This window comes from Kribbella shirazensis, from assembly GCF_011761605.1.
Lineage (GTDB): Bacteria > Actinomycetota > Actinomycetes > Propionibacteriales > Kribbellaceae > Kribbella > Kribbella shirazensis.
In genome coordinates this window covers 2623597-2636582 of sequence record NZ_JAASRO010000001.1, presented here as the reverse complement: position 1 = coordinate 2636582, position 12986 = coordinate 2623597, and the positions used below count along the sequence as shown (strand labels likewise).

Below are 12986 nucleotides of genomic sequence, written 5' to 3'. Positions count from 1 at the left end.
ACAACGTTCCTGAAACAGAGCAGGAGTCAGATGAAGATCACGGGCTGGGAAGTGCTCACCCTCCCCGACCGGGGCGACGCGATGATGCTGGTCGTGGTCGACACCGACGAGGGCATCCACGGCATCGGCGAGGTCGGCCTGCGGTCCCGGCAGCGCGCCGTGGCCGGCGCCCTCGACCACCTGGGCGCACTCGTGCTCGGCGAGGATCCACTGCGGACGGAGCACCTGTGGCAACTGATGTTCCGTTCCGGTTTCTACCCGGCCGACCGGGTCGTCGGATCCGCGATCGCCGCGCTCGACGTCGCGTTGTGGGACATCCGCGGCAAGGCGTACGGCGTACCGGTGCACCAACTGCTCGGTGGACCGGTCCGGGAGTACGTGCCGTGCTACGTGCACGTGGGCGACGGGATGGCCGACCGGCCGCGGTTCCTCGAGCGCTGCCGCACGCTGGTCGCTGACGGTTGGCAGCACCTACGGTTCTCGGTACCGCCGGACGGGGACGTCCTGGACGAACGCCGTACCCTGCGGCAGGGCATCAAGCTGTTCCACGAGGTCCGGGACGCGGTCGGCGACGAGATCGAGCTCATCCTCGACGTCCACACCCGCCTCGACCCGCCCGAAGCCGTCACGTTGTGCCGCGAGATCGAATCGGCCCGGCCGTACTTCGTCGAGGACCCGCTGCGCGCCGAACACCCGGACAGCTACCGCATGCTCCGCGCGCGGACCGGCGTACCGCTGGCGGCCGGTGAACAGTTCGCGTCCAAGTGGGAGTTCGCCCCGCTGATCGAGAACGAACTGATCGACTACGCCCGCGTCGACATCGCCATCGCCGCCGGCCTCACCGAGGCCCGCAAGATCACCGCCGCCTGCGAAACCCACCACGTCAAACTGGCCACCCACAACCCCCTCGGCCCCGTCACCGCCGCCGCGTCCCTCCACCTCAACCTCACTGCCCCGGTCGCCGCAATCCAGGAACACCAGTCCGACCCGGACCCCGACCTGGCGTCCTACTTCACCTCCCGCCCGACCGTCGTCCCCGGCCGCGTCCTCCCCTCCAACACCCCCGGCCTGGGCATAGACATCGACCGCGACCGAGCCCGCACCCAATCAATCCCACCCCGCCCCCTCCCCACCCTCCACCGCCCCGACGGCTCCTACACCAACTGGTAAACCACGCTGCGGTCGCCGGCGCCTCCGTCCAGGCCTGAAAGGCGTTGATTGAACAGGAGCGATCACCCGGTCGGGAGACCGGGTGATCAGGCGGTTCAGGAACTCCGAGGTTCGCTCGACCTTGATCGCATCGCGGCCGGTCGACGAAGGCCAGAAGTCCTTGATGTTCTCTCGGTGACCAGCACGCTCACTCTGCAGTCAACTGGGGCGGCGAGAACGTGCTTGTCCTTCTCGTCTGCCTGCATCTGCGGGAGCAGCGCTTCGTACCCGGAGGTCATCGCCGCGGGGAGTACGTGGTTCATGCGTGCGACACGGGCATCGATCGCCGCCTCCACGAACCGCAACACGTTGTAAGCCCTCGGGAGGCACCTCATGCCGATCTCCTTCCGCCAAGCAGTGCGCAGAGCTGCTCCGTTGCAGGAAGCTGCAGAGCTGTGGATATCCGGATCGGCGAACACCCTCCGTATGCGACGCTTGACTCACCAGCATCAGAGAACGGAGCCTCCATGCCGCGCCGACCGGCCTTCGGAACCACCACCGCAGCCCTCTGTGCCCTCCTGGCACTGACCGCCTGCGAAGGCTCCCCGGAAGTCGGCCAACCCAACACAGCCCCGGTTTCTCCACCATCCAGCGCTGCCAGCACCGCCAACACTCCAGTCGATGAGTCCAAGGCCGCCGGCGACGCAGCCGTTGCTGCCTACCGTCGTTACATCGCAGTGATCAACGCGATGACGGCAAGCGGCGGCATCGCCGTACAGGACCTGCCGAAGGTCGCGTCCGGGGTGGAGCTCGCCAAATCGCAGAATCAGGCCGAGACGTACCGAGTTGAGAAGATCAAGACGATCGGAGGCGTGGAGGTTCTCTGGGCCAAGGCGGTGAAGACCGGTCCCACCGGCGCTCGCATCACGACCGCCTCCGTCCAGGCCTGCTACGACACTTCCAAGTCCCGAGCAGTCGATGCGAGCGGCAAGAACGTCCGAGCGCCCGGGACACCCACTCGCTGGCTCGACAACCGCGACCTGGAGCTCATCGGCGGCGTCTGGAAGGTCACCAAGGGCAAGAACCAGGGGGCCTCGTGCTGACATCGTTGGTCGTGGCTTTCAGCCTTCTCGCCGCCGTTCCGCTGGCTCCCCACACGCCTCCTACAACGCCTGCGCCTGAGTGCGATTGGGATCCACAGACAGGCAAGTGTCTGCTACGCGCGGGTGATGACGGGAGTCCGCCGACCGCATCTGTGACGACCAAACCTGGGGTGAAGAAGCCGGGTAAGACTTCCTGTGTGTTCGAAGGGCAGGTGGTGCCGTGCCGCACGGCTGATGGGTTCTTCGATGCGGCCTCTGGGTGCTATCTGACCCCGACCGATGCGCCGTTCGGGATCGGCATTTCGAGTGACCCCGACAGTTACCCGCCGGGCACGAAGTTCTACAACTGCTGGGTGATTCTCGGCGTGATCGATGGCAAACCGTACGGGATCGAGCGGGCGCAGGACGTGATCCGCGAGCCGGGTGAGACGCGGACGATTGATCCTCGGGTTGCTGCGCGGCAGGTCGTCGAGACGATGAGTTTTGTGGCGCCGCAGCTCGGGCTTTCGCCGTATGTGCAGAGTGGGGACCACGTCGGAATCGTGAACGTGCCGATCTGGATGTGGGTCACCGACCCCGGGCCGACGACAACCGGTCCGCAGAAGAAGACCGCGGCAATCGGTGGAGTCTCGATTACCGCGACTGGGACCGTCGACCGGATCGAGTGGTCGATGGGCGCCGGCAAGTCCGTGACCTGCAAGGGCGCCGGTACGCCGTTCACTGTCGGAATGGCAGCGGGCAAGTCCCTCAAGGACATGCCCTCGTCACCGACCTGCGGCTTCAAGTACAGCAAGGCTTCCCACTGCGAGAAGTCCGGCAGCTACACCGTCACTGCGACGACGTACTGGACCGTTCACTGGACCGGCGGCGGCATGCAGGGCGACATCCCTCTCGACTTCAGCCGCTCGGTCCAGCTCCAGATCACCGACCTCCGCCCCGTCCTGGTCGACCCGGACGGCGGCTCGATGCCGCCATCGGCACCGGCGCGCAGATGCAGTAGCTGATCCGTGCGGACGTGGTGGACGTAGTTTGTGAAGTAGCGCCGAAGTTGACCGAGGAAGAGAAGGTTCGAGCATGTCCCAGTGGCCATCCGTAGCCGAGGTGCGGTCTGACCTGCCGACTGTGCTCGTACGGTTCCGGGAAGGACGGACGCGCGCGTTCAGCTTCGGTAACGGCGTACCCGAGGCCGTCATGCTCACGTACGACGAGTTCGAAGATCTCGATGGGCTGGAGAAGTTCCCGATCCCCGACGAGGTCCTCGAGCCGAAGGACCTTGCCGAGCAGCTCGCGACCGTTGTGGCCGGAGAAGGGCCTCCGGTGCTGTGGGGCGAAGGCGGCCGGCCAGAAGCCGTCGTGATGTCGACGGCGCAGTACCGCGATCTCCGCGGCGACGACCACCCGCCGGCCGGCGTGATCGACGACCCCACGATCCGCACCTATGACACGCGGCCTCTGCCGGACAGTCGTCCACTCGACCTGGACAGCTGGGCCGCACAGATGGGTCCGGAAACGCAAGAACTGCTCGAGGAGCTTCGCCGCGAGGACCGATGACCGCCACCATCGGATACCAGTTGATAGCAGGACCTCAGTTCGACCTCGATTATCGCCGGATCGATGCCGCGGCGCGCAGGAACCCATCAGCGCCCGAGGCCGGCGTCCGGCGCGAGGTCCTGCGATCGATGCTGGACCTCGCGAGCGGCAGGTCCGACGGTCATCACGCCCTCAGCTATGCGCCGGGGAAGGGCGATCTCCGCGACTGTGTGACGGTGTACATCCGCTCGGATCCGCGACGCGCAGCGGATTACCGACTGGTCTTCCGCGAGATCGGGCCGGCTCAGCCCGGCGGACTTCCGCGCCGCGAGCTCCTCGCCATCAAGCCGCGTCAAGGGGCCAACAACATCTACGCTCAGGTCTGCGCGCGGTTGCGCCGTCATCCGTCCGACCGCCAGCCTGGCCTGAACAGGTACGACAAGTGGTCGAATGGTCACGAGACGAGCCGGCAGGCCGAACTGGACGCGAAGCGCGCGATCGCGCATGCGTGGCAAGGTCAGCAACCATTGAAAACCTCGCGGCCGCTCGTAGTCGGAGCCCCGGCCCGTCCCCCTTCCGGCGAACGGCCTAGAGAGGCCCAACTCAGCCCTCGTGGGCGACCGAGCCCAACTGGCTGGCCCGAGCGCAGCAGATAGGCCGAGACACGCGAACCGGCTCCCCAGGTGCGGAGAGCCGGTTCGGGTGTTGCGGTGGGTCAGCGGTGGGTCAGCGGTGGAGGTCGAAGCGGTCGAGTTCCATGACCTTGTGCCAGGCGGCGACGAAGTCGGTGACGAACTTCTGCTTCGCGTCGTCGCTGGCGTAGACCTCCGCGACGGCGCGGAGTTCGGAGTTCGAGCCGAAGACCAGGTCGGCGCGGGTGCCGGTCCACTTGGTCTCGCCGTTGACGGTGGCCTCGAACGTCTCCTGGCTCTCGTCGGTCGCGTGCCACTCGGTGCCGAGGTCGAGCAGGTTCACGAAGAAGTCGTTCGTGAGCGTGCCCGGGTTCTCGGTCAGTACGCCGTACTTCGAACCGTCGTAGTTCGCGCCGAGGACGCGCAGCCCGCCGACCAGGACGGTCAGCTCCGGCGCGCTCAGCGTGAGCAGGTTCGCGCGGTCGAGCAGCAGGTACTCGGCCGGGAGGCGGTTGCCCTTGCCGTAGTAGTTGCGGAACCCGTCCGCGACCGGCTCGAGCGCGGCGAACGAGTCCGCGTCCGTCTGCTCCGCGGTCGCGTCCACCCGGCCGGGCGTGAACGGTACGACGACGTCGTACCCGGCGCTCTTCGCGGCGATCTCCACACCGACACCGCCGGCGAGAACGATCAGGTCCGCGAGGGAGACCGGCTTCCCGAACGACTGCTGGATGCCCTCGAGAGTCCGCAGTACCTGCGCGAGCTGGTCGGGGTTGTTGACCTCCCAGCCGCTCTGCGGCTGCAGGCGGATGCGCGCACCGTTGGCGCCGCCACGCTTGTCACTGCCGCGGAACGTCGACGCGGACGCCCACGCGGTCGAGACCAGCTGGGACACCGACAGGCCGGACGCGGCGATCGCGGCCTTCAGCGCGGTGACGTCGGCCTCGGTGATCAGCTCGTGGTCGACGGCCGGCAGCGGGTCCTGCCAGATCAGCACCTCGTTCGGGACCTCGGGGCCGAGGTACCGCGCGACCGGGCCCATGTCGCGGTGGGTCAGCTTGTACCAGGCGCGCGCGAACGCGTCCGCGAACTCCTCCGGGTTGTCCTTGAACCGCCGCGAGATCGGCTCGTAGATCGGGTCGAACCGCAGCGACAGGTCCGTGGTCAGCATCGTCGGCAGCTTGTTCGGGCCGCCGTGCGCGTCCGGGACGATCGCCTCGGCGTTCTTCGCGACCCACTGGTTCGCGCCGGCCGGGCTCTTGCTGAGCTCCCACTCGTAGCCGAACAGGATCTCGAAGAAGTCGTTCGACCACTGGGTCGGCTTCGTGGTCCAGGTGACCTCGAGACCGCTGGTGATCGCGTCCTTGCCCTTGCCGGACTGGTAGGTGCTCTTCCAGCCCAGGCCCTGCTGCTCGATCGGCGCACCCTCGGGCTCCGCGCCGACGTTCTCCGCCGGGCCGGCGCCGTGGGTCTTGCCGAACGTGTGCCCGCCGGCGATCAGCGCGACGGTCTCCTCGTCGTTCATCGCCATCCGGCCGAACGTCTCGCGGATGTCGCGCGCCGCGGCGACCGGGTCCGGGTTGCCGTTCGGGCCTTCCGGGTTCACGTAGATCAGGCCCATCTGGACCGCGCCGAGCGGACGCTCGAGGTCGCGGTCACCGGAGTACCGCTCGTCGCCGAGCCAGGTGGTCTCCGGACCCCAGTACACATCGGTCTCCGGCTCCCAGACGTCCTCGCGGCCGCCGGCGAACCCGAAGGTCTTGAAGCCCATCGTCTCCAGCGCGACGTTGCCGGTGAGGATCAGCAGGTCGGCCCAGGAGATCTTCTGGCCGTACTTCTTCTTGACCGGCCACAGCAGCCGCCGGGCCTTGTCGAGGTTGCCGTTGTCCGGCCAGCTGTTCAGCGGGGCGAACCGCTGCTGACCGGCGCCCGCGCCGCCGCGGCCGTCGTGGATCCGGTAAGTGCCGGCGCTGTGCCAGGCCATCCGGATCATCAGCGGGCCGTAGTTCCCGAAGTCGGCCGGCCACCAGTCCTGCGACGTGGTCAGCACCTCGGCGATGTCCGCCTTCACCGCGTTCAGGTCCAGGGTCTGGAACTCCGCCGCGTAGTCGAACTCCTCGCCGAGCGGGTTCGACACCGGCTGGTTCTTGGCCAGGATCTTCAGGTTCAGTTGCTCGGGCCACCAGTCACGGTTGGCGTTCCCGCGTGTCGGGTGCACGCCCTGACCGTGGTTGACCGGGCAGCCGCCGGTCTCGGCGCCGCGGCTCTCCGCGGTGGCCTCGCCGGGCAGGGGCTCATGGTTCTCGGACATCGGATTCCTTCCAGGACTGGACGTTGTCATACGAAGATCAGGTACGGCGTGAGCAGTCGGCGCACAGCCCCCAATAGATGACCTCGGCCTCGTCGATGACGAAACCGTGGTCGTCGGACGCGGTCAGGCAGGGCGCGTGCCCGACCGCACAGTCGACGTCGGCGATGGCACCGCACGACCGGCAGACGACGTGGTGATGGTTGTCGCCCACACGCGATTCGTACCGCGCCACCGAGCCCAGCGGCTGAATCCGCCGTACCAGGCCCGCCGCCGTCAGGACCTGCAGCGAGTCGTACACAGCCTGGTGCGAGGTCTGGGGCAGTTCGTTGCGCACGGCACCGATAATCGAGTCGGTGGCGGCGTGCGGATGCCCGTACACCGCGGCAAGCACCGCCACCCGCGGCCGGGTCACCCGCAACGAAGCCCCACGCAGCAACCCCTGGAGCTCATCGACCGTCGGCACATGCCGCAGTCTTCCGTCTTTTCTGGAATGAGTCAAGATTAGCTGCCGCGTTTCCTATCCCGGCTGGATGCTCTCCAGGTCCTCCAGGAGGCTCGGGTGCCGGGGCTGCCAGCCGAGTGCCTGCCGGGTGTGCGCGCTGGACGACGGCTGGTCGGCTGCGAAGATCGCGCCGATCGGACCGAACGTCTCCTCCGGGACCTGCTGGACCGGTACGCCGAGCCGCCGGCCGATGACCGTCGCGATGTCCCGTACGGCGTCCCCCTCATCGTCCACCGCATGCCAGGCAGTCCCGGCGGGCGCATTCTCCAGCACCAGACGGAAGAGCACGGCCGCATCCAACGCGTGTACGGCGGGCCAACGCTGCGTGCCGTCACCGGGATAGCCGGAGACGCCGGTCTGGCGAGCGATCTGGGTAAGCAAGCCGGCGAATCCGCCGTCGCCCTGGTTGTGGACAGTGCGAGGCATTCGTACTGCGGCGCTTCGCACACCGCGTTCGGCCAGCGCGAGCGCCGCCATGACAGACCGGCCACGACCCCCGACCGGCCCATCGGTCGGCACCGGATCAGCCTCGGTGGAGGCACGCCCCGGAATCCATGGCGTACCCGACACGGTGACGAGCGGACGATCGCTCCCCACCAACTCCTCCCCCAGTGCCGCGAGCGCAGCCCCCTCCTCGGCAACCCCAGCCGCGAGCGCCTCCGGACTGCTGAAGTCGTTGCTGAAGGCAAGATGAACGACACCGTCAGCCTTGGCCGCACCAGTCCGCAGTACGTCGAGATCAGCCAGACCGCCGCGAACGGTCGCAGCACCCGCACCCCGAAGCGCCGCCTCGGACGCGTCGGAACGAGCCAGCGCCAGCACAGAATGCCCGTTGTCGAGCAGCTCGCGAACAACCGCCGACCCGATCAACCCACTGCCGCCAGTAATGAAGACCTGCATGAGATGCTCCCTCAAGTGATGGGACCTTTGTCCTATCACCGTAGCACTCTGATGAGACAATGGTCCCATCGCCTAGGATGACCCCATGGCACGCTGGCAACCCGGAGCACGCGACCGACTGGTCATGGCCGCGGTGGACCTCTTCGCCGACCAGGGCTACGACAACACCACGGTCGCCCAGATCGCCGACCGCGCCGGCGTCACGAAGAGCACGTTCTTCCGCTACTTCCCCGACAAACGCGAACTCCTGGTAGCCGGCCAGGAAACCCTGTGCCGCCTCCTGGTAGAAGGCATCACCGAAGCCCCACCAGACGCCACCCCCCTCGAAGCAGTAGCCGCCGGCCTAGAGCAAGCCTCGAACGCCATGGGCCCCATGAACCGAGAACTGGGCCCCCGCCTCAAAGCAGCCATAGCCGCCAGCACAGAACTCCAAGAACGCGACACCCTCAAAAGCGTAGGCCTGGCCAACGCGATGACCGAGGCCCTAGAAGCCCGAGGCGTCCCCACCCCAGTAGCCCACCTGGCCGCAGAACTAGGCGTCCTGGCCTTCAAACAGGGCTACGCCCAATGGATAACCCTGGACCACGACGAGGCAGGCCTGGCCCCCCACGTCCTCAAAGCCCTAAAGGCCCTCCACACAGCAACAACATCACTCTGACAAGACCACCGAACCGCCAACCCACCCCAAACGGGTGAGCCAACCGCCCAACCCGACCCAAGCGGGTGAGCGAACCGCCCAACCCAACCCCAGCAGCCGAGCCAACTGCCCAACCCGACCACAGGAGCCGAGCGAAGCGAAGGCGCAAGGGGGTGCGGGTGGCGGAGCCCCCGCCTGCGGCAAGCGAAGCGCAGCCGCACAACACGACGAAGGCGACCCGGCCTGCGCTTTCCGCAGGCACGAGTCGCCTATCGCCTTCGTGGAGCTGAGGGGATTCGAACCCCTGGCCTCTTCGTTGCGAACGAAGCGCGCTACCAACTGCGCCACAGCCCCAAGCTGGTCGCCTGGTTTCCCTGGCGACCGCGAAACTCTAACACGTCGAGCCCCGCAGACTAAAACCGGATTATCAGTCGCCGACGGCGCGCCGCACCTCGGGCTCCTCGGCGGCTTGCGGGGCCGGTTTTTCGGCGGCTGCGGGCTTCTCGGACGGGTCCGTCGTACGGGCACTGGAGAACACCTCGTCGTCGGTGAGGGAGATCGTCCGGACCGTGCGGTCGGGCGCCTTCTCCTTCATGACGTATGTCGGCAGCGTGACGGGCACCGGGTCCCACAGCCCCTCGGACGCAGGCTTCTCCTGCTTCGCCGGTGCTGCCGCCGGGGCAGGTTCGGCCGGCAGTTTGACCTCGATGGTCAGCTCGTCGTCGGGCGTGGGCGCCGGCTTCCCGGCCGGCCCGCGATCGTGCCGGGCCTGGGCACGGGTACGACGCTCCGCCGCGGCCCGGGCCCGCGCACGGGCCTGGCGCCGCAGCTGCACCCGGGTGAGGACGACGAACGCGACGATCAACGATCCCGGTACGGCCACCGACCACCACGGCAGGATCGCCAGACCGGCGAGCGCGACGACGGACAGCAGCGACAGGGTCAGGATCGACAGCACCCGCCGGCGGCGCATTGCGGCCACCCGGCGGGCTCGGTTGGGGACGTACCGCTGCGGTGGCGACGGGTCGTCGGCGGCGGTGGATCCGGCCGGGCGTACGACGTACCGCGGCCGCGACGGGTCACGCGAGAGGACGCGCGCCTCGTCGGACGACGGCACGACCGGCGTGCGCCGCGCTTCGTCGCCGCGCTTCAGCCACATCGGGACGAGATAGGCGGCCCACGCGGCGACAATCGCCACATAGATCAGCCCTGTCGTCCCCATGCGATGACGCTAAGGCGCGGCGGGGGCCAGATGGGGTACGTGAGACGGTGTGTCGCAAGAAGACTCGTGTGACTGATGTGAATAGCACGCAGCGTAGTCACGGGAGTCGCGAGACGAGACCGGGTCCGACCTCTTCGGCGTTGAGCGCGAAGATGCGGTGATCGCGCCAGTCGCCGTCGATGTGCAGGAACCGCGGCCGCTCGCCCTCGTACCGGAAGCCGAGCTTCTCCACGACCCGCAGACTTGCCTTGTTCTCGGGGCGGATCGCGACTTCGATCCTATGCAGGCCAAGGGTGAACCAGCAGTGGTCCGCGGCCATCGCGACCGCGGTCGGCACGATGCCGCGACCGGCGTACTGCTCGTCGACCCAGTAGCCGAGGTTCGCCCAGCGGGCCGAACCGTAGGTGATTCCGGACACCGTGAGCTGTCCGACCAACGGCCACTTCGACCGCGAGCCGGCGCCCGCCGCACCGCCGTACGTGATGACGAACGGCAGCATCCGGCCGTACCTCGCCTGCCGGTTCCAGTCGCGTGCCATCGCGCGGAACGTGCGCGCGCCGTCCTCCGCACCCGGCGGTTGGGTGGCGTCCCACGGCCGCAGCCAGCTGACGTTCCGCTGGCGCGCGGCGGCCCATTCGCCTCCGTCACTGGCGCGCAACGGCCGGAGTGCGACCTGTCCGTGCTTCAGTTCGACCGGCCAATGCACGATCGCCATCAGTCGGTATCCGTCCGCACGTGATCACCGCCGTGGACCTGCTCGACCGCATGGCGCAGCAGCGGCTCGAGTACGGCGAGACCGTCCTTCACCCCGCCCCGCGAGCCAGGAAGGTTGACGATGACCGTACTACCAGCGACTCCGGCCAGTCCGCGCGAGAGTGCAGCCGTCGGTACGCCGTTCGCAACGCCGTACGACCTGATGGCTTCGGCGATCCCCGGCACGACCTTCGTCAGTACAGCGGCTGTCTGCTCGGGTGTCTCGTCGGTCGGCGAGATCCCCGTACCACCTGTCGTCAGCACAACGTCGTACGACGCCTCGACCGCCGCACGCAGCGCTTCCCCCACCGGCGCACCGTCCGGAACCACGTCCGGCCCCGACACCTCGAAACCCCACTCCGCCAACCGCGACGCGATCAGTGGACCGGTGGTGTCGGTGTAGACGCCGGCGGCTGCCCGGTTGGAGACGCTGACGACGAGAGCCCTCACGGCCGCTCCCAGTGCCCGGTCTTACCGCCTTCTTTCAACTCCACCCGTACGTCGGTCAGCACCGCCGCGGGGTCCAGCGCCTTCACCATGTCGATGACCGCCAGCCCCGCGACCGCCACCGCGGTCAGCGCCTCCATCTCGACACCGGTCCGGTCGGTCGTCTTGACCTGCGCCCGGATCAGTACGGCATCGTCCGCGACCTCGAGGTCGACCTTGGCGCCCGTGATCGCGATCGGATGGCACAGCGGGACCAGGTCCGGCGTCCGCTTCGCGCCCATGATCCCGGCGATCCGGGCGACGCCGAGCGCGTCGCCCTTCGGTACGCCGTCGCCGCGCAGCGCCGTCACCACCTCGGCCGAGACGAGAACCTTGCCGCTGGCAACGGCCCGCCGGACGGTGGTGTCCTTCGCGGACACGTCCACCATCCGCGCCGCCCCGGTCTCGTCGACGTGGGTCAGCCCGCCGGCTCCCGTCGTACCGGAGCCGGTGGTCGTCGCGCGCGGGTCCTGCGTCATCCGGTCTCCTTGTCCAGCAACATCAGCTCCACCTGGTCGCCGGCGCGGACCGAGGTCACGTCCTCGGGCACCACGATCAGCGCGTTCGCGCGGCTCAACCCGCCGAGCAGGTGCGAGCCGTGCCCGCCGACTGTACTGGCCATCCAGCCCTCGTCGCCCGCGGTGGCCGCAGCGCGGACGAACTGCCGCTTCCCCGCGGGCGAGCTGAACCCGTCCAGCGTCACACCCGAAACCAGCGCCCGCCGGTACGGCATCTGCCCCATCATCTTGCGCAGCGCCGGACGGACGAACACCTCGAACGAGACGTACGCCGACACCGGGTTGCCGGGCAGCGTGAAGATCGGTACCTCGTCCTCACCGACCACCCCGAACCCCTGCGGCTTGCCCGGCTGCATCGCGACCTGTGGGAAGTCCACCGTCCCGAGCTTGGCGAGCTCCTCCTTCACGATGTCGTACGCACCCATGCTGACGCCGCCGGTCGTGATCACCAGGTCGGCGCGCACCAACTGGTCGGACAGTGTGTCCATGATCCGCTTCGGGTCGTCGTCGACGATGCCGACGCGATACACCACCGCGCCGGCGTCGCGGGCCGCCGCGGCCAGGGTGTAACTGTTCGAGTCGTAGATCTGTCCCTCGCCCAGCCGGCTCCCCGGCTCGCGCAACTCGGCGCCGGTCGAGATCACCACGACCCGCGGCCGCGGGCGGGCCTTCACCCGGGCCCTGCCGACCGCTGCCAGTACGGCGATCTGCCGCGGACCGAGGACGGTGTCCCGGTCGAGCACCTGTGTCCCGGCCGTCACGTCCTCCCCCGCACGCCGTACCGACGCCCCCACCTGCGGCTGCTGGGTGATGCGCACGGTGACCGTCCCACCGTCGGTCCACTCGACCGGCACCACACTGTCCGCACCGCGCGGCATCGGCGCGCCGGTCATGATCCGCACGCACGTCCCGGGGGTCACCACGATCGGCTCGCTGCGCCCGGCCCGGAACTCCCCGACCACCGGCAGACTGATCGGGTTCTCGTCCGAGGCCCCGGCCAGGTCCCGCGCCTGGACGGCGTACCCGTCCATGGCCGAGTTGTCGAACCCCGGCAGGCTCACCCCCGAGACGATGTCCTCGCAGAGCACCAGACCGACCGCGTCCATCAAAGGCTGGTCGAACGCCGGCAGGGCCGTCACCCGTCCGAGTACGACCTCGAGATGCTCATCCACACTCCGTCTCACGAGCTCGACCCTAATCCACGGATCGGGGGTTTCCAGCCATAGTTCCGGGAGGGTGCGCCAAG

Annotated in this window: 14 protein-coding genes and 1 tRNA gene; 6 read left to right on the top strand and 9 right to left on the bottom strand. The window is 68.3% G+C overall.

The window, feature by feature from the left end:
• Window positions 1-30: 30 nt before the first annotated feature.
• From BJY22_RS12965 to BJY22_RS12945, 5 genes are all read left to right on the top strand, one after another.
• Window positions 31-1170 (top strand): mandelate racemase/muconate lactonizing enzyme family protein, encoded by a 1140-nt coding sequence (locus BJY22_RS12965; RefSeq protein WP_167206524.1) that lies wholly within the window; start codon window positions 31-33, stop codon window positions 1168-1170.
• A 506-nt stretch (window positions 1171-1676) separates the two neighbouring features.
• Complete coding sequence (locus tag BJY22_RS12960) at window positions 1677-2252, top strand: hypothetical protein (protein ID WP_167206522.1); 576 nt, start codon at window positions 1677-1679, stop codon at window positions 2250-2252.
• Between the two features lie 197 nt (window positions 2253-2449).
• Window positions 2450-3256: a hypothetical protein gene (locus BJY22_RS12955; protein WP_167206520.1), complete on the top strand. Its 807-nt coding sequence runs from the start codon at window positions 2450-2452 to the stop codon at window positions 3254-3256.
• Between the two features lie 70 nt (window positions 3257-3326).
• Window positions 3327-3803: a hypothetical protein gene (locus BJY22_RS12950; protein WP_167206518.1), complete on the top strand. Its 477-nt coding sequence runs from the start codon at window positions 3327-3329 to the stop codon at window positions 3801-3803.
• Window positions 3800-4438 carry a hypothetical protein gene (locus BJY22_RS12945; protein WP_167206516.1) on the top strand — a complete coding sequence of 213 codons (639 nt, stop codon included), beginning with the start codon at window positions 3800-3802 and terminating at the stop codon, window positions 4436-4438. The genes BJY22_RS12950 and BJY22_RS12945 overlap by 4 nt, the downstream gene beginning before the upstream one ends.
• Window positions 4439-4508: 70 nt before the next feature.
• Here the strand turns inward: BJY22_RS12945 and katG are convergent, their stop codons facing one another.
• Genes katG through BJY22_RS12930 form a run of 3 tightly spaced genes read right to left on the bottom strand, consistent with a single transcriptional unit; the run spans window position 4509 to window position 8124 of the window.
• Window positions 4509-6722, bottom strand: coding sequence for a catalase/peroxidase HPI (gene katG / locus BJY22_RS12940; RefSeq protein ID WP_167206514.1), 2214 nt, complete (start codon window positions 6720-6722; stop codon window positions 4509-4511).
• Between the two features lie 37 nt (window positions 6723-6759).
• Window positions 6760-7185: a transcriptional repressor gene (locus tag BJY22_RS12935; RefSeq protein ID WP_167206512.1), complete on the bottom strand. Its 426-nt coding sequence runs from the start codon at window positions 7183-7185 to the stop codon at window positions 6760-6762.
• 54 nt (window positions 7186-7239) lie between these two features.
• Window positions 7240-8124: an SDR family oxidoreductase gene (locus tag BJY22_RS12930; RefSeq protein WP_167206510.1), complete on the bottom strand. Its 885-nt coding sequence runs from the start codon at window positions 8122-8124 to the stop codon at window positions 7240-7242.
• Window positions 8125-8209: 85 nt separating this feature from the next.
• Here BJY22_RS12930 and BJY22_RS12925 point away from each other — a divergent pair, with 85 nt between their 5' ends.
• Window positions 8210-8782 (top strand): TetR/AcrR family transcriptional regulator, encoded by a 573-nt coding sequence (locus tag BJY22_RS12925; RefSeq protein WP_167206508.1) that lies wholly within the window; start codon window positions 8210-8212, stop codon window positions 8780-8782.
• Window positions 8783-9042: 260 nt separating this feature from the next.
• Here the strand turns inward: BJY22_RS12925 and BJY22_RS12920 are convergent.
• The 6 genes from BJY22_RS12920 to glp form a co-directional block, all read right to left on the bottom strand.
• Window positions 9043-9115: transfer RNA gene (locus BJY22_RS12920), tRNA-Ala, on the bottom strand.
• A 73-nt stretch (window positions 9116-9188) separates the two neighbouring features.
• The gene (gene sepX / locus BJY22_RS12915; RefSeq protein ID WP_167206506.1) at window positions 9189-9983 is read right to left on the bottom strand and encodes a divisome protein SepX/GlpR; all 795 of its coding nucleotides are present in this window, start codon (window positions 9981-9983) and stop codon (window positions 9189-9191) included.
• A 97-nt stretch (window positions 9984-10080) separates the two neighbouring features.
• Window positions 10081-10698: a GNAT family N-acetyltransferase gene (locus BJY22_RS12910; RefSeq protein ID WP_167206504.1), complete on the bottom strand. Its 618-nt coding sequence runs from the start codon at window positions 10696-10698 to the stop codon at window positions 10081-10083.
• Window positions 10698-11186, bottom strand: a complete 489-nt coding sequence (locus tag BJY22_RS12905; protein WP_167206502.1) for a molybdenum cofactor synthesis domain-containing protein — start codon at window positions 11184-11186, stop codon at window positions 10698-10700. The genes BJY22_RS12910 and BJY22_RS12905 overlap by 1 nt, the downstream gene beginning before the upstream one ends.
• Window positions 11183-11701, bottom strand: coding sequence for a cyclic pyranopterin monophosphate synthase MoaC (gene moaC, locus BJY22_RS12900; RefSeq protein WP_167206500.1), 519 nt, complete (start codon window positions 11699-11701; stop codon window positions 11183-11185). Before moaC ends, BJY22_RS12905 begins: the two co-directional genes overlap by 4 nt.
• Window positions 11698-12924: a molybdotransferase-like divisome protein Glp gene (gene glp, locus BJY22_RS12895; protein WP_167206498.1), complete on the bottom strand. Its 1227-nt coding sequence runs from the start codon at window positions 12922-12924 to the stop codon at window positions 11698-11700. The genes moaC and glp overlap by 4 nt, the downstream gene beginning before the upstream one ends.
• Between the last annotated feature and the right edge of the window lie 62 nt (window positions 12925-12986).

Excerpts from the sequence above, each read along its gene's own strand:
- BJY22_RS12925 (WP_167206508.1), top strand. The coding sequence starts at position 8,210 with ATGGCACGCTGGCAACCCGGAGCACGCGACCGACTGGTCATGGCCGCG.
- sepX (WP_167206506.1), bottom strand. The coding sequence starts at position 9,983 with ATGGGGACGACAGGGCTGATCTATGTGGCGATTGTCGCCGCGTGGGCC.
- BJY22_RS12965 (WP_167206524.1), top strand. The coding sequence starts at position 31 with ATGAAGATCACGGGCTGGGAAGTGCTCACCCTCCCCGACCGGGGCGAC.
- BJY22_RS12950 (WP_167206518.1), top strand. The coding sequence starts at position 3,327 with ATGTCCCAGTGGCCATCCGTAGCCGAGGTGCGGTCTGACCTGCCGACT.
- moaC (WP_167206500.1), bottom strand. The coding sequence starts at position 11,701 with ATGACGCAGGACCCGCGCGCGACGACCACCGGCTCCGGTACGACGGGA.
- BJY22_RS12960 (WP_167206522.1), top strand. The coding sequence starts at position 1,677 with ATGCCGCGCCGACCGGCCTTCGGAACCACCACCGCAGCCCTCTGTGCC.
- katG (WP_167206514.1), bottom strand. The coding sequence starts at position 6,722 with ATGTCCGAGAACCATGAGCCCCTGCCCGGCGAGGCCACCGCGGAGAGC.
- BJY22_RS12930 (WP_167206510.1), bottom strand. The coding sequence starts at position 8,124 with ATGCAGGTCTTCATTACTGGCGGCAGTGGGTTGATCGGGTCGGCGGTT.
- BJY22_RS12910 (WP_167206504.1), bottom strand. The coding sequence starts at position 10,698 with ATGGCGATCGTGCATTGGCCGGTCGAACTGAAGCACGGACAGGTCGCA.
- BJY22_RS12945 (WP_167206516.1), top strand. The coding sequence starts at position 3,800 with ATGACCGCCACCATCGGATACCAGTTGATAGCAGGACCTCAGTTCGAC.